19 protein-coding genes are annotated in these 19,723 nt (G+C 67.4%); 12 read left to right on the forward strand and 7 right to left on the reverse strand.

The window, feature by feature from the left end:
• Positions 1–31: 31 nt before the first annotated feature.
• From mlaD to ACPT9U_RS08035, 3 genes are read right to left on the reverse strand one after another with little or no spacing between them, the layout of a single operon-like run.
• Complete coding sequence (mlaD, locus tag ACPT9U_RS08025; RefSeq protein WP_418365238.1) at positions 32–499, reverse strand: outer membrane lipid asymmetry maintenance protein MlaD; 468 nt, start codon at positions 497–499, stop codon at positions 32–34.
• 2 nt (positions 500–501) lie between these two features.
• On the reverse strand, positions 502–1,290 hold the full coding sequence (gene mlaE / locus ACPT9U_RS08030; protein WP_418365183.1) for a lipid asymmetry maintenance ABC transporter permease subunit MlaE: 789 nt from the start codon (positions 1,288–1,290) through the stop codon (positions 502–504).
• Positions 1,287–2,108 (reverse strand): ABC transporter ATP-binding protein, encoded by an 822-nt coding sequence (locus ACPT9U_RS08035; protein WP_435750510.1) that lies wholly within the window; start codon positions 2,106–2,108, stop codon positions 1,287–1,289. Before ACPT9U_RS08035 ends, mlaE begins: the two co-directional genes overlap by 4 nt.
• Positions 2,109–2,564: 456 nt before the next feature.
• On the opposite strand from ACPT9U_RS08035, the gene ACPT9U_RS08040 reads away from it, so the two are divergent.
• From ACPT9U_RS08040 to ACPT9U_RS08095, 12 genes are all read left to right on the forward strand, one after another.
• Entirely contained in the window at positions 2,565–4,013 is a 1,449-nt protein-coding gene (locus ACPT9U_RS08040) for a secretin N-terminal domain-containing protein (RefSeq protein ID WP_435750511.1), read from the forward strand.
• A complete protein-coding gene (locus ACPT9U_RS08045) occupies positions 4,010–5,713 on the forward strand; it encodes a GspE/PulE family protein (protein ID WP_435750512.1) in 1,704 nt (567 codons plus the stop codon). The genes ACPT9U_RS08040 and ACPT9U_RS08045 overlap by 4 nt, the downstream gene beginning before the upstream one ends.
• Positions 5,710–6,909: a type II secretion system F family protein gene (locus tag ACPT9U_RS08050; RefSeq protein WP_435750513.1), complete on the forward strand. Its 1,200-nt coding sequence runs from the start codon at positions 5,710–5,712 to the stop codon at positions 6,907–6,909. Before ACPT9U_RS08045 ends, ACPT9U_RS08050 begins: the two co-directional genes overlap by 4 nt.
• Before the next feature lie 4 nt (positions 6,910–6,913).
• The gene (locus tag ACPT9U_RS08055; RefSeq protein WP_435750514.1) at positions 6,914–8,377 is read left to right on the forward strand and encodes a hypothetical protein; all 1,464 of its coding nucleotides are present in this window, start codon (positions 6,914–6,916) and stop codon (positions 8,375–8,377) included.
• A complete protein-coding gene (locus tag ACPT9U_RS08060) occupies positions 8,374–9,603 on the forward strand; it encodes a hypothetical protein (RefSeq protein WP_435750515.1) in 1,230 nt (409 codons plus the stop codon). Before ACPT9U_RS08055 ends, ACPT9U_RS08060 begins: the two co-directional genes overlap by 4 nt.
• A gap of 38 nt (positions 9,604–9,641) precedes the next feature.
• Positions 9,642–10,331, forward strand: coding sequence for a type II secretion system protein (locus tag ACPT9U_RS08065; protein WP_435750517.1), 690 nt, complete (start codon positions 9,642–9,644; stop codon positions 10,329–10,331).
• A 40-nt stretch (positions 10,332–10,371) separates the two neighbouring features.
• Positions 10,372–11,004, forward strand: a complete 633-nt coding sequence (locus ACPT9U_RS08070; protein WP_435750518.1) for a prepilin-type N-terminal cleavage/methylation domain-containing protein — start codon at positions 10,372–10,374, stop codon at positions 11,002–11,004.
• A 245-nt stretch (positions 11,005–11,249) separates the two neighbouring features.
• The gene (locus ACPT9U_RS08075) at positions 11,250–12,239 is read left to right on the forward strand and encodes a KpsF/GutQ family sugar-phosphate isomerase (RefSeq protein WP_418365191.1); all 990 of its coding nucleotides are present in this window, start codon (positions 11,250–11,252) and stop codon (positions 12,237–12,239) included.
• 3 nt (positions 12,240–12,242) lie between these two features.
• Positions 12,243–12,824, forward strand: a complete 582-nt coding sequence (gene lptC, locus ACPT9U_RS08080) for an LPS export ABC transporter periplasmic protein LptC (RefSeq protein ID WP_435750520.1) — start codon at positions 12,243–12,245, stop codon at positions 12,822–12,824.
• On the forward strand, positions 12,821–13,348 hold the full coding sequence (gene lptA / locus ACPT9U_RS08085) for a lipopolysaccharide transport periplasmic protein LptA (protein WP_418365193.1): 528 nt from the start codon (positions 12,821–12,823) through the stop codon (positions 13,346–13,348). The genes lptC and lptA overlap by 4 nt, the downstream gene beginning before the upstream one ends.
• A 34-nt stretch (positions 13,349–13,382) precedes the next feature.
• Entirely contained in the window at positions 13,383–14,159 is a 777-nt protein-coding gene (locus ACPT9U_RS08090) for an enoyl-CoA hydratase (protein ID WP_435750521.1), read from the forward strand.
• A 359-nt stretch (positions 14,160–14,518) separates the two neighbouring features.
• On the forward strand, positions 14,519–15,088 hold the full coding sequence (locus ACPT9U_RS08095; RefSeq protein ID WP_435750523.1) for a phasin family protein: 570 nt from the start codon (positions 14,519–14,521) through the stop codon (positions 15,086–15,088).
• 182 nt (positions 15,089–15,270) lie between these two features.
• Here the strand turns inward: ACPT9U_RS08095 and ACPT9U_RS08100 are convergent, their stop codons facing one another.
• The 4 genes from ACPT9U_RS08100 to glyQ are packed head-to-tail and all read right to left on the reverse strand — an operon-like array spanning position 15,271 to position 19,690.
• Entirely contained in the window at positions 15,271–16,071 is an 801-nt protein-coding gene (locus ACPT9U_RS08100; protein ID WP_435750524.1) for a lysophospholipid acyltransferase family protein, read from the reverse strand.
• Between the two features lie 17 nt (positions 16,072–16,088).
• Complete coding sequence (gene gmhB / locus ACPT9U_RS08105) at positions 16,089–16,622, reverse strand: D-glycero-beta-D-manno-heptose 1,7-bisphosphate 7-phosphatase (protein ID WP_418365197.1); 534 nt, start codon at positions 16,620–16,622, stop codon at positions 16,089–16,091.
• Positions 16,623–16,676: 54 nt separating this feature from the next.
• Positions 16,677–18,764 carry a glycine--tRNA ligase subunit beta gene (gene glyS / locus ACPT9U_RS08110; protein ID WP_435750525.1) on the reverse strand — a complete coding sequence of 696 codons (2,088 nt, stop codon included), beginning with the start codon at positions 18,762–18,764 and terminating at the stop codon, positions 16,677–16,679.
• Positions 18,764–19,690, reverse strand: a complete 927-nt coding sequence (glyQ, locus tag ACPT9U_RS08115; RefSeq protein WP_435750526.1) for a glycine--tRNA ligase subunit alpha — start codon at positions 19,688–19,690, stop codon at positions 18,764–18,766. The genes glyS and glyQ overlap by 1 nt, the downstream gene beginning before the upstream one ends.
• Between the last annotated feature and the right edge of the window lie 33 nt (positions 19,691–19,723).

Genomic DNA, 19,723 nt, shown 5'->3' on the forward strand with positions numbered 1-19,723 from the left:
TGTTGTTTTCTCCGGAAATCCAGGGCGCCACTTACTGCGCCGGCGCATCCGCGGCACGGTCGAACATGAACTGCCCGATGAGCTTCTCGAGCACCACGGCAGACTGCGTGATCAACACGCGGTCGCCGCCCTGCAGCATCTCGATGTCGGCGCCGGCCTCCAGTCCCACGTACTGCTCTCCGAGCAGGCCCGAGGTCAGGATGGAGGCCGTCGTGTCGGCAGGAAACGCGTAGCGCCTGTCGATCTCGAGTTCGACCACCGCGCGGTAGATCTCCGCATCGAAGCGGATGCTGGCAACACGACCGACGAGCACCCCCGAGCTCTTGACCGGCGCGCGCACCTTCAGCCCTCCGATGTTGTCGAAGGGCGCTTCCACACGGTACGTCTCGCTGCCGTTCAGCCCAGAGAAATTGCCGACCTTCATCGCCAGAAACACGAGCGCGGCGAAACCGATCGCAACAAAAATGCCGACCCACAGGTCGAGCGCGGTACGACTCATCATCAACCCCGGAACATGAAAGAGGTAAGCACGAAATCCAGCGCCAGGATGGCCAGCGCGGACGTGACGACAGTGCGGGTGATCGCGCGCGACACGCCTTCGGCAGTCGGATGGCAATCGTAGCCTTCGAACACCGCGATCAGCGACACCACCGTACCGAAGACCGCAGACTTGATCACACCGTTCATCACGTCGTACTCGAATTCTACGGCCGCCTGCATCTGCGACCAGAACGCGCCGTCGTCGACGCCGATGACCACCACCGTGATCAACCAGCCACCGAAGATACCCATGGCGGAGAATAGCGCCGCCAGCAGCGGCATCGACAGCACGCCCCCCCAGAAGCGCGGCGCGACCACGCGCGCGATCGGATTCACCGCCATCATGTCCATCGCCTTCAGCTGCTCGGTGGTCTTCATCAGTCCGATTTCGGCGGTGATGGCCGAACCCGCACGACTGGCGAAGAGCAGCGCGGCGATCACCGGCCCGAGCTCGCGCAGCAGCGACAGCGCCACCATCACCCCGACCGCATCGGCCGAACCATAGCGCTGCAGGATGTCGTAGCCCTGCAGACCGAGCACCAGGCCGACAAACAGGCCGGACACCACGATGATCAGCAGGGACAGCACGCCGCTGAAGTAGAGCTCACGGATGGTGAGATGGATGCGGCGCAACGACTGCCCGGAGTGCATCAGCACGGCAATCAGGAAGCGGGTAGCAAAGCCCAGCCGCCAGACGCCGTCGATGGTCAGCGCGCCGATGCGCCGCAGTGCGGCTGTAATGGCGTTCATGCGCCCTCCCCGCCGAGCAGGCTGTCGATCGGCTCCGCCGGATAATGGAAGGGCACCGGTCCGTCTGCCTCGGCATTGACGAACTGATGCACGAAGGGATCGGTGGAGGCGCGGATCTCGTCCGGCGTCCCCTTGGCTACGATACGTCCATCCGAGACGAAATAGATGTAGTCGACGATCTCGAGGGACTCGTGCACGTCATGCGTGACCATCACCGAGCTCGCGCCGAGCGCGTCGTTGAGCTTGCGGATGAGCTGGCCGATGATGCCGAGCGAGATCGGATCGAGGCCGGCGAAAGGCTCGTCGTACAGGATCAGCATGGGGTCGAGCGCCACTGCGCGCGCCAGCGCCACGCGCCGTGCCATGCCGCCCGAGAGCTCGCTCGGCTGCAGTCGCGCCGCGCCGCGCAGACCAACCGCCTGCAGCTTCATCAGCACCAGATCCTCGACCATGTCTGCCGGCAGGCTCGTATGTTCTCGCAGCGGAAAGGCGACGTTGTCGAACACGCTCATGTCGGTGAACAGCGCACCGAACTGAAACAGCATGCCCATGCGCCGGCGCAGCGCATAGAGCGCACTGCCCGACAGGTGCGCCACATTGCGCTCTTCGACCTCGACCGCACCTGCAGTAGCGCGCAACTGACCGCCGATGAGTCGCAGCAAGGTGGTCTTGCCGCAACCACTGCCACCCATGATCGCGACGACCTGACCGCGGTGCACGCTCAGATCGATGCCGCGCAGGACCTCGCGCGCGCCATAGGCGAAGCGCACGTCGCGCAAAGTGACCAGCGGGGAAGATTGTCCGGTAGGTGCCGACACGGTAGGAGAGAGGCAGAAAAATCGGTAAGTATATCAGAGCGATGCATCACAGGCCGGCAGTTGCTGCAACGCAACAGCACGCAGACGTCACATCTGCGCCTCGCAGCCGACGCAAGATTGTGCCAGAAGCCTGTTCACATTCACTCATAATGTCATTAGCATTCATTCATGCCGAATGAGAATGCTCGCCGAAGCCTGAGCCTCGCCCTCCTGACCGCCCTGGCGCTCGCAACGGGCTGTGCGCCCCTCCAGCCAGCCCGCGATCCGATTGGCCATCTCTCCGCAGCAGACACGCGTGCGCCCGCGCCGCCGCCCCCGGAGCCCACCAGTCCACCACACGCAGCGGAAGCACGCCCGGGCGCACCCCCGCTGCACGCTGCACCTGCCCTGCCAACCCCTGCAACATCCGCCTCATGGAAAGCAGACAGGCTCACCTATTCCCTGGACGTGCAGGATATGCCGGTGACGCAGTTGCTCCTCGCCCTCGCACGCGACACTGCACTCGACCTCGACCTGCACCCCGGCATCGAAGGCAGCGTCACCCTGCAAGCACGCAATCGGCCGCTGGACGAACTGCTGGCGCGCATCGCAACGCAGGCAGACATCCGCTACCGACTCGACGGCCGTCACCTCATCGTCCGCCCCGACCTGCCGGTGCTGCGCAGCTACACCGTGGACTACGTAAACATGAGCCGCGACATGCGCGGGACGGTCGCCACCAGCACCCAGATCGCCACCAGCAGCGGCAGCCAGAGCCACGGCACGGAACACGGCAACACCTCGGTCACACAGATCGAGACTCGCGCGGCGAACGACTTCTGGGGCGCACTCGAGGGCAGCCTCGCCCTGCTCCTGGGCGGTCCGGCTCACGCCTGTGGAAGTACAGCCGAACCCTGCCGCCATCCTGACCTCACGGTCAACCGCGAGGCCGGCCTCCTCATGATCCGTGCCACCGCGCGCCAGCACGAGCAACTCCATGCCTTCCTGACGGGCATCCAGGACGCCGCGCGCCGCCAGGTCATGGTCGAGGCCACCATTGTGGAGGTCACCCTCGCGGACGGTTATCGCCAGGGCATCGACTGGACCCGCATCGGCATCCCGGGATGGAGCGTACGACCGCGCGGCAGCGGCGACGCACTGCCGGGCCAGCCCACGGTGAGCTATCTTTCCGCGCGCAGCGACGTGCGCCTCGAACTGCTGGAAACCTTCGGCACCGTGAAGGTGCTCTCCAGCCCACGCCTGTCGGTGCTCAACAACCAGACCGCCATGCTCAAGGTCGTCGAAGAGGTCGTGTACTTCCTCGTAGACAGCACCACCACCGAGTACGACGACCGCAAGCAGGCACGTATCACCGCCACCACCACGCCGCAATCGGTTTCGGTAGGGATGGTGATGTCGGTCACGCCGCAGATCAGCGCCGGGGGCGAGATCACGCTCAACGTGCGCCCGACCATCTCCGGCATTTCCGGCTTCAAGGACGACCCCAACCCGTCGCTCGGCAACATCCCCAACCGCGTCCCGCAGATCCGCACCCGCGAGATCGAATCCATCCTGCGCCTCCGCAGCGGCGAGATCGCGGTGCTCGGCGGCCTGATGGAAGACCGCATCGATCACGACACCGGTCGCATACCGCTGCTCGGCGACCTGCCGCTGATCGGCGAGATCTTCACTCGGCGCGACAACAACGTGCGCCGAACCGAACTGCTGATCTTCCTGCGCCCGGTCCTGATCGACGACCCCGGGCTCGAGGGCGGCTACGCGCCCTGGGCTACGCAGCTACCCGACGCAGGCTTCCTCACCAACATCGCTCCGCCAGGGGAGCGCAACTTTCCGCACATGCCGCTGCGACCACTGCTCGCGCCGGCTAGCGCAAGCGCCACCGAAAGCCCTCTGACCCCGCCATGAACACGCCGCCCCCGCTAGGCCAGAGACTGCTCCGCGCCGGATTGATCGGCTCCGACCAGCTACGTATCGCCCTGCACGAACAGTCCGCGCTTCAGCGCCCGCTCGGGCAGGTTCTCGTGGAGCTTGGCTTCGTGAGCGAGCGTGCGCTGCGCGAATCCATTGCGAACAGCAACGGCATGCGTGAGGTCGACCTGGACACCACGCTGCCCGACCCGGCCGCCATCCGTCGCATCCCGGACACGCTGGCACGCCGTCACCGCCTGCTTCCCTTGCGCTACGACCCAACCGGCCCTGCGCTAACGGTCGCCATGGCCGAAGCGCACGACATCGTGGCGCTCGATCGCCTGCGGACGGAACTCGGCCCCGACGCACACATCGAGGTCCGCCTCGCGGGGGATGCCGAGCTCGGGCGCGCAATCGCCCAGCACTATGGTGCAAGCACCTCGATCGAAGACCTGGTGCAGGCGCTGGAGCGCCGACACGCCCGCGCCGAAGCCCCCGGCCACGACCCGCAGCTGGTCGTGCGACTGGTCGACGCCCTGCTCGCCGAAGCGGTGTCGCGCGGCGCCTCCGACCTGCATTTCGAGCCGGAGGCAGGCTTCCTGCGCATCCGTCACCGCATCGACGGCATCCTGCACCAGACGCGCGCCCTGCACCGCGTGTGCTGGCCCGAGCTCGCGGTGCGGCTCAAGGTGCTCGCCGGCATGGACATCGCCGAATCGCGCGCCCCGCAGGACGGCCGCATCAGCCTTGCGATCGGCGGACGACCGATCGACTTCCGTGCCGCCACGCAGCCCACCCTGCATGGCGAAAATCTGGTCCTGCGCATCCTCGATCGCGACAAGGGCATCGTGCCACTCGCAGCACTGGCGCTCGGGGACGGCCAAGCGCGCGCACTACAGCGCATCCTCGCGCGCCCCGAGGGGCTGATCCTCGTCGTCGGCCCCACGGGCAGCGGCAAGACCACCACGCTGTACTCGATGCTCCAGCATCTTAGCTCCGAAGCGGTCAACATCATGACCCTCGAGGACCCGGTCGAATATCCGCTGTCGATGATCCGCCAGACGCAGGTAGGCGAAGCCTCGCGCCTCGGTTTCGCCGATGGCGTTCGTGCCCTCCTTCGCCAGGACCCGGACATCCTCCTGGTGGGGGAAATCCGCGACGCGGACACCGCGACCATGGCGCTGCGCGCCGCCCTCACCGGCCACCGGGTGTTCGCCACACTCCACGCAAACTCCGTGCTCGGAGCGATCCCGCGCCTGCTCGAGCTCGGCCTGAACACGGAACTGCTCGCCGAGAATCTCGCCGGCATCGTCTCGCAGCGACTGGTGCGCAGACTGTGTCCGGCCTGCAAGGCGTCCGGACCCGCAGATCCGGCACCCTGGCAAGGCACCCTTGCGCCCCTTCCTCCTGGCACGGTGGTGCACCGGGCCCAAGGCTGCCCCGCCTGCGATTTCCGCGGCTATCGCGGCCGCTTCGCGATCATGGAGATCCTGCCTTTCGACACCGAGCTCCATGACATGCTCGCGCGCAGCAGCGGAATCATCGAGTTGCACCGAGCGGTGCGCCGCATGGGCCTACCGACGCTCGCTGATGATGGCCTGCGCCGCGTCATCGACGGAAGCACCAGCCTGGAAGAGCTCGGTCGTGTCGTGAACCTCGAGAACCTGCGCAGTCGCGCCGTCGAGCACACCGCATGAGCATGTTCCGCTACCGCGCCCTCGATGCGGACGGCCGCCGCAAACGCGGCACCCTGGAGGCCTCCGGCATCGACGAGCTCGAGCGTGCGCTGCACGCGCAGGCGTTGCTCCTCATCAGCGCGCGCGAAACCCGGCCGCACTGGTTCCCCGCGCGACGCATCCCGCGCCGCGAGTTGATCCCCTTCCTCTTCCAACTCGAGCACCTGCTCGGCGCGGGCATTCCGCCGCACGAGAGCCTCGCCACCCTGCAGGAGAGCAGCACGGGCACGCGCCTACGCGAAACAGCCTCCGCGCTGCTCGCCGCCGTGGAGCGGGGACGGCCGCTTTCGGATGCTGCGGCGTCTCGCCCCGAGGCCTTCTCGCCGGTCGCGACCAGCCTGCTGCGTGCCGGCGAGGAAGCCGGCCGGCTGCCGATGGCGATTCACGACATCGGCAGCGTGCTTGCACAGGAGGAAGCGATCACCGCGCACGCCCGCCGTATCGCGATCTACCCCGCCATCGTCGCCAGCATCCTGCTGGTCGCGGCGGTGGTCGCACTCACCCACGTCGTGCCCGAGCTCGAAAAGCTGCTGCGCAGCACCGGACAGGCACTCCCCCTGCCGACGCGCATGCTTCTCGGCCTGTCGCAGGCGGTGCGTGACTGGGGACTGGCACTCGCGCTGGGTTCGGCACTGCTCGTTGCTGCAGCCGTCGCTGCGCTGGCCCGCTCCGAGGCCCTGCGCACCCGGATGCACGCCCTGCAGCTACGCCTGCCGCTGCTCGGTCCGATCCTGCACAAGCTCGCCCTCGCACGCTTCGCCTCGCTGTTCGGCGCCCTCTACAGCGCCGGAATCAGCATCGTCGAAGCACTGCGCACAAGCGAGGCAGCCTGCGCAAACCTCTCTCTTCGAGCCAGCCTGCGCTCCGCGCGGCAAGGTATCGAGCAAGGGCAACCCATCTCCAGCGCCTTCGAAACGGCAGGTGACTTTCCCCCGCTCGTGGTGCGCATGCTCCGCCTAGGCGAACAAACGGGGGCAATCGACCAGACCCTGGACAGGATCGCCACGCTCTACAGCCACGAGGCCGGCGATGCGATTGCCCGCCTGCAGGCGGCCATCGAGCCTGCGCTCACGGTACTGATGGGTGGTCTGCTGCTGTGGATCGCAAGCGCAGTGCTCGACCCGATTCATGCACTCATCACCCGTCTCCCGCTCTGACCCCATGCTCCGCAAACCGCTCCTGCTCCTGATCGACCCGCACGGACTGGAAGTGTGGCAGCACACCGACGGCCTGCTGCAAGCGCGCGCCGGCTTCGACGCCCACGGGCACGAGGCCTTCTCGAACTGGCTCGCAGGGCTGCAGCCGCGGCCTTCCTGCCGCGTGCTGGTCAACCTGCCGGACGAAGACTATGAATACGAGGATCTGCCGCGCACCCGTGGTCGTGACCGCCGCGCCCTGATCGCGCGCCGCTGCGCCGCATGGTTTCCGCACACGCCTTTCGTCCATGCCTGGGCCGCCGGCCCCGCGCCAAACCTGCGCAGCGGTGCGGAACGCTTCGTTTTCGCCGGTCTCGAGCGCCCCGCACCGCTCCAGGCGTGGCTTGCGGTGCTGCAGCGCAGCCAGGTCCGGGTCAGCCACCTGATCCCGGCTGCCAGTCTCGTTCCAACGCTACCCTCCCTCCATCCCCATCGCAGCAACAAGCCCGATACCGGCACGGCCCCCGACGCCAGTGCGGCCCTGGTCGCAGGCTTCACTCGTAGCGGGCTGCGTCTGAGTCTGGTACGTGGCCAGAAGCTGCTCTTCTCTCGGCTGATCCCCCACTGCACCATGCAGTTCACACCCGGGAGTCCGTCATGGGAGGAAGAGATCGAGCGCACCTGTGCCTACCTCCAGGCGCAACCGCTGCTGGCGGCCGACACGCCCCTGCGCGTGCATCTTCTCGCCGCGCCGGCCACACTCGCACGGCAGGCCGCGCCCGAAGGGCACTCGGGTACCACGGCACCGCGCTGGGTCTTAGCCCCCGCGCCACCCGGTCGTCAAGTCGCCGTGGTGCCCCGTCAACCCTCGCCGCCGCACGCCGACGGCGGCCGCACAGCACTGGAGGACTTCGACACGCTGCTTCTCACCGCGCTCATCCGGGTGCGAGCCGCGGAGGGCTGGCCAGCCCGCAGCACCGGCGGAGCGACGGCCCCGCTCAGGCTCTCACGTACCCGGCTGGCCGTCGGCGGGCTTTTTGCCGCCGCAAGCATCGGGGGCGGAGCCTGGTTCGCGCACGGAACCGCCGCACCGCCTCCCGTGATTGAACCTGCCTCCCTGGTCACCCTCCCGCCCGACCTCCCCGCCCACGGAGACGAAGCCGCCATTTCCGAGCCTGCCGTACATCCCGAAGCGCCACCGGAGCCCAAGGAAGCGATCGAGTCGCCACCAACGACCGCCCCTCCACAGCGGACCCCACGAACGATCGAGGGCATCATCCATCATCACGGCGGGCGCACCCGGATCTGGGCGGATGACCGCCTGCTCGAAGCCGACAGCGCCGGGCTGCGCACCCTCAGTCCGACCATGCTGTCACCGCTCGAGCAACCACGAATCCGGCTGCGCGTGGGCGACACGTGGCCACTCCCGCCGCCACCGCCCGAAGATCGTCCCGGGGAGCCCCCTCTCCACGAGGGTGGAGCCCAATGAAACCGCGACGTCAGGGAGGCCAGGTCCTCCTCGCCCTCCTGCTTCTCGGGCTGGTGCTGGGCGCCGGCAGCCTGCTCGCGAGCGGTGCCCTGCGCGCACGCGCCGAGGCACAGGCGCATGCCCGATCCATCGCCGCGCTCGCCGAAGCGCGCAGCGCCCTGATCGGCTACGCGATCAGCTATGCCGAGCGCCACCCCGACGCAGGGTATGGATTCCTGCCCTGTCCGGACAGGGACAACGACGGCTCCACCGACCTCGGCGCCTGTGGCGCGCGAGGCCACTTCACCCTCGGACGCCTGCCCTGGCGCACACTCGGCCTGCCCGAGCTCCGCGACGGATGGGGCGAATGCCTGTGGTACGCGGTCGCGGGCAGCATCAAGCACAACCCCAAGCCGCTCAGTCTGAATTGGGACAGCCCCGGGCAGTTCGAACCACTGGGCCCAAACCGGGAGCCCCTGCGCCTGCAGACCACCGACGGGCGTGCAGTCGCCGTGCTCTTCGCCCCCGGTCCGGCGCACCCAGGACAGGCTCGCGCCGGACGCCGCCCAGGCACGTGCAGCGGCACCGACGGCTCCGATCTGCCCCAGTACCTGGACCACCCGTACCCACTTGGCGGCACAATGCCATTCACGGTCATACAGGGGGGAGAACCCGCAGACGCGGCGGGCGACACGAACGACCTCCTGGCGTGGATCGGTGTCGACGAGATCTTCGCAGCCTGGCGGCGGCGCAACGATCACACGGCCTACCTCGACAGCCTCCTCGCCCGTGCTGCCGGCGCGCTGACCGCACGGCTCGCTGACGCTGACCGGGACGCCTGGCTCGATGCGCACGCAACACGCATCGGCATGCTCCACGCCGCACCGCTGCCCCCCGCCGCCGCACTGGGGCTTCCCGCTCCCGAACGCGGCGAGATCGATCAATGGCGCGACCAGATGCACTTCGCCGCCTGCCCGGCGGGCGGCACCTGCATCACCGTCACACGCACTCACGGTACCGAACCCTGCAGCGCTGTCCTCGGATTCGCGGGCGAGCGCGTGCCCAGCGGACCCGCCGCCCAGCGGCGCAGCACCGCAACGCAACGGGCCGATCCTGCGCAGTACTTCGAGGGCGTCAACGCACCCGGCTTCGCGCAGGGCATTCCCGCATTCGAGGGCGTGGCGACCGTCCCCCACCGCCGCGACAATCACCCCGGCACAGACGACGTCATCCTGTGCCTGCCATGAATCTCCGCATGCCTGGCCTGCGGGCATCCCCCGGCCCAATGCAAGAGCTTCGTGCGCCCGGCGTCACCAGGACCCGCGCGCGCGGCTTCACCCTGGTCGAAGTGGCCATGGTACTGGTGATCCTCACCCTGCTCGGCGGTAGCCTGCTCATGCCCCTGAGGATCCGCATCGAAGCGCGCGACCGCACGACCACGCTGACGCAGTTGCGCGAGATCGATCATGCGCTGACCGGCTTCGCGATCATTCATGGCCGTCTGCCCTGCCCCAGCACCGAAGCCGACCCGGCGAGCCCGCAATACGGCATCGAGGATCCCCCCCCATGCCGTCACGGCATCGCCGGGCGGCTGCCGTGGCGCTCGCTGGCACTTTCGGCGACGGACGCCTGGGGCCGCCCCCGCACGCATGTAGGCGATAGCTGGGCAGGGTACTGGCACTATCGCGTCGACCCAGCATTCGCGAGCGGCCCCATCCGCGCCGACACGGTTCCTGCGGCAAACCTGCAGGTCCATGCCCACGACGGCAGCCGCATCACCACACTCGATTCGCAGGCGATCGCCCTGGTGCACTCGACCGGGCCGAACCGGCGCGCCGACGGGCGCAATGCGAGCTTCTCGCCTGGTGCCCCGTCCTATCAGGCCGGTGAACCGACCCCCGACTTCGACGACCAGCTGGTGTGGATCGGTCGCCCGCTGCTGATCGCACGCCTCGCCCAAGCCGGTCGTCTTTGAGCCGCCGCCCCATGACCCACTCGCAGAGGAGACACCCATCATGCGCACCCAACATGGCTTCACCCTGGTCGAACTTTCCATCGTGCTCCTCGTCATCGGCCTGCTGCTGGGTGGCGTACTGAAAGGACAGGCCTTGATCGACAGCGCGCGGGTGAAGAATCTCGCCCAGGATCTGCGCACCGTCCCCGCGCTGGCCCATGCCTACCAGGACGCATACCGCGCCCTGCCGGGAGACGACCCCGGCGCCGTGCTCCACCTGTGCGGCAGCACACCGGCGTGCACCCGCGCCGGCAATGGCAACGGCTCCGTGGATGGGGACTGGGACGCAAGCACCGATCTGGAATCCGTGCGCTTCTGGCAGCACCTGCGCCTGGCCGGAATCACCACCGGCAGCACCGATCTCTCATCCCCGGGGTATCTGCCGCGCAACGCACTCGGCGGGCGCCTGGGCGTGCAGCGCGGCGGCATACTCGGACTGCCCGGCACCCTAGCAGTGTGCTCCGGCGCAATTCCCGGCTCCATGGCACGCGCACTCGACATTGCACTCGACGACGGCGAGCCCAGCACGGGATCGCTTCGCACCGGGACGCAGGGTACGAGCGGGATCATCCCGGTCTCCAGCGCGAACCCCCTCGTCGATGCAAGCCTGTACACCGTGTGCGCAAGCCTCTGAGCCCTGCTCTCCATCCCTGGGGAGCGGGTGCAAGACAGGGGCGCCGAGCAGCCCGGCAGACAAGGCCCGATGCTTGCCATACCGGGCTGCCGTTCTCTCGCCGTTGCCGTCTCTGTTGGCGTCTGGGGGCAGCAACGGGGGTTTGGTATACAATCTTGCCGATCCTCACCGTGCCTGCCGCCGGGGCTCCGCGTCCGGCAGCGCATTTGACCACGCTTTGCAGCGAACCTGATCGCATCCACTCCATGGACCCAATTCCCGCTTCCAGCGAAAGTCGCGCGGTCGCAATGGCACGCCGCGTGCTGCGCATCGAGGCCGAGGCCGTGGCCGCCCTCGCCGAACGCATCGGCGTCGAATTCGAACGCGCGGTGGACATCATCCTCAAGCGCCACGGGCGCGTGATCGTCACCGGCATCGGCAAATCAGGCCACATCGCACGCAAAATCGCGGCCACGCTCGCCAGCACCGGCACGCCGGCCTACTTCGTGCACGCGGCCGAAGCGGCGCACGGCGATCTCGGCATGATCACCGCACAGGATGTCGTCATTGCGCTGTCGAACTCGGGGTCTAGCGAGGAAGTGCTCACCATCGTGCCGCTGGTCAAGCGCCAGGGCGCGCGCCTGATCGCGATGACCGGAAAGGCCGATTCGCCGCTCGCGCGCGAGGCCGACGCGCACCTCGAGGCCGCCGTGGCGGAAGAGGCCTGCCCGCTCAACCTCGCTCCTACCGCGAGCACCACCGCTGCGCTGGCGCTAGGCGACGCGCTGGCCGTGGCGCTGCTCGATGCACGTGGCTTCGCAGCTGAGGATTTTGCACGGTCGCACCCGGGCGGAGCACTCGGGCGACGTCTGCTCACCCACGTCTCAGACGTGATGCGCCCGGCCAGCGCGGTGCCACAGGTCGGTGCCGATGTGCCACTCGCTCAGGCCCTGCTGGCAATGACCGCGGGCGGCATGGGGATGACTGCAATCGTCGGCCCCCAGGGGCGTCCCGAAGGCATCTTCACCGACGGCGATCTGCGCCGCGCACTGGAGAAGGGCATCGACGTACGCAGCGCGAACCTTGCGGACGTGATGACACGCAATCCACGCAGCATCGGCCCTGCCGCGCTTGCAGTCGAAGCCGCCGAACTCATGGAACGCCACCGCATCAGCCAGCTGCTGGTGCTCGACCCGCACGGAGGGCTCGCAGGCGCGCTTACGACACACGACCTGATGCAGGCCAAGGTCATCTGAATCATGCTCGTCGACGCCTGGCGCCTTTATCCCGTCATTGCACTCGCGGCGCTTGCGGGCGGCTCGATCTGGCTCGAGCGCGCCACCCGTACGGACGAACCTGTCGTCTGGGCCGAGCAGACCGGTCCAGACTTCGCTGCCGAATTCACCCGCGTGACCAGCTTCGGCGACGACGGCCGGCAGCGCTACGAACTCGTCGCCGATCGGCTCGAACACTTCCCTGCCGACGACACCACCCGCCTCCACCTGCCACGCCTGCATATGCTGGGCGAGGACAGCGAAACTTTCGTCACCGCCAACAGCGCAAACGTTTCGCCCGGCGGGGATCAGGTCGACCTCACGGGCGAGGTGCGCGTACGTCGTCCAGCCACCAACGACGCTCCGCCGCTCACGCTAGAATCCGAAACCCTCACCGTGTGGCCCGACGCGCACCGCGCCCTGACGCACTCACCCGTGCTGCTAACGCGCGGCGACGGGCGAACCACCGCACAAGGCATGCACGCCGACGACCTGTTCGGCACGCTCGAACTCATCGGCGAGGTCAGGACTCATTTGCCGCGCCGCCGCCAAGGATCGCCATCATGAAGCACTGGATCATCACTGCTGCCTGCGCACTGTTCGCAGGTCTTGCGCCCCCCGTCTTCGCCGAAAAGGCCGACCGCGAGCAGCCGGTCAACATCGAGGCGGACAACCTGACGGTAGATGACCGCAACAAGGTCCATGTCTTCGAAGGAAACGTCATCCTTACCCAGGGTTCGCTCGAGATCCGGGGCGACCGGCTGGTCGTCACCCAGGATGCGGCCGGCTTCCAGAATGGCGTGGCGACCGCCAGCAAGGGGCTCGCCACCTTCCGCCAGCGCCGGGAGGGCACGAGCGACTACGTGGAAGGCGAGGCCGAGCGCATCGAATACGACAGCCGCAGCGAGAAGGCGAAGCTGTTCAACCGCGCCAAGGTCACCAGCGGCGGCGACCAGGTCACCGGCCACTACATCGAATACGACGCCATCACCGAGAACTATCTCGCCACCAATGCCCCCGGCAGCAAGCCCGGCACCGCACCAGCCCGCGTGCGTGCCGTGATCCAGCCGAAATCCGACGGCGCGCAGTGAGCGCTGCCACCCCTGTTGAACGTAAGGAGACCCCATGAGCTTCGAGATGATCATTGCCGAGAAGCGCGGCCGCGTTGGCCTCATCACACTCAACCGCCCGAAGGCGCTGAACGCCCTCAACGACCAGGTGGTCGACGAGATCGGCGCCGCGCTGGATGACTTCGAAGCGGACGAGAACATCGGCGCGATCGTCATCACCGGGTCGGAGAAGGCCTTCGCAGCCGGCGCCGACATCGGCGCGATGGCGAGTTTCTCGTACATGGACGCCTACAAGGGCGACTACATCACCCGCAACTGGGAGCGCGTGAAAACCTGCCGCAAGCCGGTCATCGCCGCGGTCGCAGGCTTCGCGCTTGGCGGCGGCTGCGAACTGGCGATGATGTGCGACATCATCATCGCGGCCGACAGCGCGAAGTTCGGTCAGCCCGAGATCAAGCTGGGCATCCTGCCCGGCGCTGGCGGCACCCAGCGCCTGCCCCGCGCAGTGGGCAAGGCAAAGGCCATGGACATGTGCCTGACCGCGCGCTTCATGGACGCCACCGAGGCCGAGCGTGCCGGGCTGGTTTCCCGCGTGGTCCCCGCTGACAAGCTGCTCGACGAAGCGCTCGGCGCGGCCGAAACCATCGCAGGCTATTCGCTACCGGTGATCATGATGATCAAGGAATCCGTGAATCGCGCCTTCGAGAGCAGCCTCAACGAAGGCCTGCTGTTCGAGCGCCGCGTGTTCCACTCCGCCTTCGCGCTCAACGACCAGAAGGAAGGCATGGCCGCCTTTGTCGAGAAGCGCAAGCCGGACTTCCGCCACGACTGATTTCCGCCCTCTGCCGCAACACCAGCGCCCCGCGACGCCCGCCCGGGCAGCGTCCGCGGGGCGTCTGGCCGTAGGGCGCGCGGACCGCCCCGCGCGGATGTTGCGGTGCGGTCACAATGTCGAAACACCAGATCTCCAGAATCGGGACAAGCTTGTCGATGCAGCGCAGCAGCAAGGTCTAAAACCAGCTCCGGAAACGCGCAGGCGATTGGGTTTCATAATCAATCTGCCATTGTGCGATGCACAAAACGCGCTTGACACACTCCCCGGGGTCCGTATAATCCGACCCATGCTGCAACGCACCATCGCGGCATGAGCAAGCGATGCGGATGCAAACCCCCATACTCAAGGAGATTCACATGAGCAACTACGTCACCCCCGAGCAGTTCGTCGCTGCCAACAAGACCAGCATCGAAACCATGCTGACCCTGGCCAACACCGCCTTCGCCACCGTCGAGCGCCTGGCTGCCCTGAACCTGAACACCGCCCGTTCGCTGCTGGAAGACGGCGTGGCCAACACCAAGGCCCTGCTGGCTGCCAAGGACGTGCAGGAGCTGACCAACCTCCAGATCGCGCTGGCTCAGCCGGTCGTCGAGAAGGCCGTCGCCTACACCCGTAGCGTGTACGAAATCACCTCGCAGACCCAGGAAGAAGTCTCCAAGGTCTTCGAAGGCCAGATGGCCGAAGTGAACAAGGGCGTCGCCACCGCACTCGACAAGGCTGCCAAGTCGGCACCCGCCGGTTCGGACGTTGCCGTCGCCGCCGTCAAGTCGGCCATCGCCGCCGCCAACAGCGCCTACGACAGCATGAGCAAGGCCGCCAAACAGGTCGCCGAGATCGCTGAAGCCAACGTGGCTGCCGCGACCAACGCCACCGTCAAGGCCGTGAGCACCACCGCCAAGACGGCCGCCCCCAAGAAGGCTGCCTAAGCCTCTTCGGTACCGCTGAACAGAAAGGCCCCGCATTGCGGGGCCTTTCTGCGTCTACGTACGCTGGAACGTGGCCGCGTGAGAACTGAATCCGGCGGACATCGAAAGGCGGCGGAAACACCGCCCCCTCCAGCACTCCGGCCGCCGCGCCCCGGTCCGATTACCGCTCTGCAGCTGCTGCCTCAGACATCCTGCGCGCTCTTTCGCTCGGCGCCGCCCGCATCTTCTTCGGGCGTACCTGCCGGACTGGCTGCCACCTCGGCGTTCCCATAGTGGTGCGGAAACAGCCGATGCATCTCGGCCTCGATCCAGGCCTCGGCCCGCTCGCTGACGTCACCCGCCTTTGTGCCTTTGGTGTCGATCGCAGGACCGATGCTGACGATGATCTCCCCCGGGCGCTTGATGAAGGCATTGCGCTGCCAGAACTCACCCGCATTGTGCGCCACCGGCACCACCGGAACCCCCGCACGCTTGGCCAGGATCGCACCGCCCGGCTTGTAGCGCCGGGTCGTCCCGGGCGCAACCCGGGTCCCCTCCGGAAAAACCACCACCCACAGGCCTTCCTTGAGGCGCTCGCGCCCCTGCTCGACCACCTGCGCGAGCGCATCCTTGCCCGCAGAGCGGTCGATCGCGATGCCCGGGATCATGGCGAGCGCCCAGCCGAAGAAGGGGACGCGCAGCAGTTCGCGCTTGAGCACGTAGCACAGCGGCGGAAAGATCACCTGCAAGGCGATCGTCTCCCACGCCGACTGATGCTTGGACAGCACCACGGCCGGCCCCGCAGGGATGTTCTCACGACCGAGCACGCGGTAGCGAATGCCGAGCACCTGGCGGATCACCCACATCATGATCGGCACCCAGCTGGTGATCAGCCGGTGGCGCGTCATCGGCGGCAGCCAGAAGAACAAGGTCGGGAAGACCACATAAGGCACCGTGACGACGGCGAGCGCGATGGCGAAGAGGATGGATCGGATCAGATGCACTTCAGTACTCGAAGGGTTCAGGATGTCAGTTCGGCCGCAAGGGTAGCCAGGTCGGGGAACACCTCGGTGCCGGGCGGCAGTTCCGGGTTCTCGCGCGTCTTCTCGCCCTTGCCGGTGAGCACCAGATAGGGCTTTGCGCCCACCGCTACCGCAGCCTGCAGGTCGCGCAGGCTGTCCCCCACGACCGGCACGCCCGTCAATTCCACGTTGAAGCGCGCGCCGATCTGCTCCAGCATGCCAGGCTTCGGCTTGCGGCAGTCGCAGGTGGAGTCGGCCGGATGCGGGCAGAAGAAGATCGCATCGAGACGACCGCCGACCTGCGCGAGACTCTTGACCATCTTCTCGTTGATCGCGTTGAGCGTATCCATGCCGAACAGCCCGCGCCCGACGCCCGACTGGTTTGACGCCACCACCACCCGCCAGCCCCACTGGTTCAGGCGAGCGATCGCTTCCAGCGCGCCAGGGATCGGCTTCCACTCATCCGGCGACTTGATGAACTGATCGGAATCGAGGTTGATGACCCCGTCGCGATCCAGAATGATGAGCTTCATCGTCTTGCTCCTTGCGTCGCAGCGACCCCCACGCCCCATGCGGCCGCGGGGTGATCAGGCCGACAGGCGCGAGATGTCCGCCACCTGGTTCATCAGGCCAGCAAGCTGCGCCAGCAGCGCGAAGCGGTTCTGGCGCGTCAACGGCTCTTCGGCCATCACCATGACGTCCTCGAAGAACTGGTCCACCGCCGCGCGCAGGCCAGCGAGCACGCACAGCGCGTCGGTGTAGTCCTCGTTGGCGACGTGCGAGCGCACCAGCGGCGCGACCTCGACCACCTGACGGAAGAGCGCCTTCTCGGCGTCCTCCTGCAGCAGCGCGAAGTCCGGCTCGCCCGGCGTGCCCTCGGCCTTCTTGAGGATGTTGACGATGCGCTTGTTGGCTGCGGCCAGGGCATCGGCCTCGGGCAGCGCGCGGAAGGCTTCCACCGCGGCGAGCTTGGCCGGCACCAGATCGATGCGCGCGGGCTTCAGCGCCAGCACGGCGTCGATCACGGCGCCGTCGCGGCCCGTCTCGCGGAGCAGGTTCTTCAAGCGCTCGAACATGAAGTCCTGAATCTGTGCGGAGAAACCTTCGGTGGTCAGCAGGCCGGGCTTGAAACCGCCTGCAGCGGTGTCGATGAGCTTCGGCAGCTCAAGCGGAAGCGGCGCCTCGATCAGGATGCGCAACACGCCGAGCGCGGCGCGGCGCAGCGCGAACGGGTCCTTGTCACCGGTCGGCACCATGCCGATACCGAAGAAGCCGACCAGAGCGTCGAGCTTGTCGGCCAGCGCCACGGCGGCGGCGACGTTGCCCGCGGGCAGCGCGTCGCCGGCGAAGCGCGGCTGGTAGTGGGCCTGGATGGCGTCGGCCACCACCTGCCCTTCGCCGTCGGCGAACGCGTAGTAGCGGCCCATGATGCCCTGCAGCTCGGGAAACTCGCCCACCATGTCGGTGACGAGGTCGGCCTTGGCCAGGCGCGCGGCGCGCTTCGCCGCGGCGACGTCGCCATGCAGCTGCGCCGCGATCGCGCCGGCCAGCGCCTCGAGGCGCTCGACACGCTCGAGCTGGCTGCCGAGCTTGTTGTGATAGACCACCGGGGCCAGGCGCGGCAGGCGGGCCTCGAGCTTCTGCTTCTTGTCCTGCTCGAAGAAGAAGCGCGCGTCCGACAGGCGCGGGCGCACCACGCGGGCGTTGCCGGCGACGATGTTGCTCGGATCGGCCACCCGCATGTTGGAGACGATCAGGAAGCGGTTGAGCAGTTTGCCGGCGCCATCGAAAAGCGGGAAGTACTTCTGGTTGGCGCGCATGGTCAGGATCAGGCACTCCTGGGGCACGGCGAGGAATTCGGCCTCGAACTCGCCCACGTACACCGTCGGGTACTCGACCAGCGCGGCGACCTCATCGAGCAGGTCGGCGTATTCGTCGAGCAGTGCGCCCTGCTTCGCGGCCTCGGCGAGCAGCTGGCGCTCGATGTCGGCACGGCGCTCGGCGAAGCTGGGGATGACCTTGCCCTCGGCGAGCAGCGTGGGCTCGTAGGCGTCCGCAGTCGCAATGTCGATGTCGCCGCGGCTCATGAAGCGGTGGCCGCGCGTCGTGCGGCCCGAGTTCAGGTCGAGCACGCGGCCCGGCACCACGTCAGCACCGTGCAGCAGGGTGAGCTTGTGCACCGGACGCACGAAGGTGGCATCGCCGTCGCCCCAGCGCATGACCTTGGGGATGGGCAGTGCCTTGATCGCGTCCTGCACGATGCCCGCGAGGACGTCGGCGAGCTTCGCACCCGGCACCATGGCGGTGTGGAACAGCGCCTCGGCCTTGCCGTCCATACGACGTTCGAAGCCGACGAAGGCGTCGGCGGCAATGCCCTTCGCTTCCATCTTCTTCAGCAGCGCCGAGGTCGGCTTGCCCTCGGCGTCGAGCGCCACGGACACCGGCATCAGCTTCTCGGTGACTTCCTTGGCTGCGGCTTCGGAGGCCACCTGCGCCACCGTCACCGCCAGCCGGCGCGGGCTGGCGAAGGTGCGGAAGGCGGCGTCGGCAGGCGCCAGGCCCTTGGCCTTGAGGCCGTCGGCGATCCTGGTGGCGAAAGTCTCGCCCAGGCGCGGCAGGGCCTTGGGCGGCAGCTCTTCGGTGAGCAGTTCAACGAGCAGGGTCGCGCTGGTCATCACGCGGCCTCCTTGGTTGTGTTCAGCATCGGGAAGCCGAGGGCTTCACGGGATTCGAAATAAGCCTGGGCGACGGCGCGCGACAGGTTGCGGATACGGCCGATGTAGGCGGCGCGCTCGGTCACCGAGATGGCACCACGGGCATCAAGCAGGTTGAAGGTGTGCGCCGCCTTCAGCACCATCTCGTAGGCCGGCAACGCGAGGCCGACTTCCATCACGCGCTTGGCTTCGGACTCGTAGTTATTGAACAGCGAGAACAGGAAGTCGACGTTGCTGTGCTCGAAGTTGAAGGTCGACTGCTCGACCTCGTTCTGGTGATAGACGTCGCCATAGGTCACCTTGCGCCCGTCCGGCGCGATCGACCACACCAGGTCATAGACGTTTTCCACGCCCTGCAGGTACATCGCCAGACGCTCGATGCCGTAGGTGATCTCGCCCAGCACCGGCTTGCAATCGAGGCCGCCGACCTGCTGGAAATAAGTGAACTGGGTGACCTCCATACCGTCCAGCCACACTTCCCAGCCCAGGCCCCAGGCGCCTAGGGTGGGATTCTCCCAGTCGTCCTCGACGAAGCGGATGTCGTGCACCATGGGGTCGATGCCGAGCGCACGCAGGCTGTCGAGGTAGAGCTCCTGGATGTTCAGCGGCGAGGGCTTGAGCACCACCTGGAACTGGTAGTAGTGCTGCAGGCGGTTGGGGTTCTCGCCGTAGCGGCCGTCCTTGGGGCGGCGCGAGGGCTGCACGTAGGCGGCGTTCCAGGGCTCGGGGCCGATCGCACGCAGGAAGGTGTGGGTGTGGCTGGTGCCGGCGCCCACCTCGAGGTCGTAGGGCTGCAGCAGTACGCAGCCGCGCTCGCCCCAGAAGTGCTGGAGTGTGAGGATGACTTGCTGGAAGGTCGGTTTCACGAGTCTGGATTCGGTGGTCATGGTCTTGGGCAGCCTCCGGGCTGCGCAGCGCAC

The sequence above is a fragment of the Thauera sp. AutoDN2 genome, assembly GCF_051280715.1.
Lineage (GTDB): Bacteria > Pseudomonadota > Gammaproteobacteria > Burkholderiales > Rhodocyclaceae > Thauera.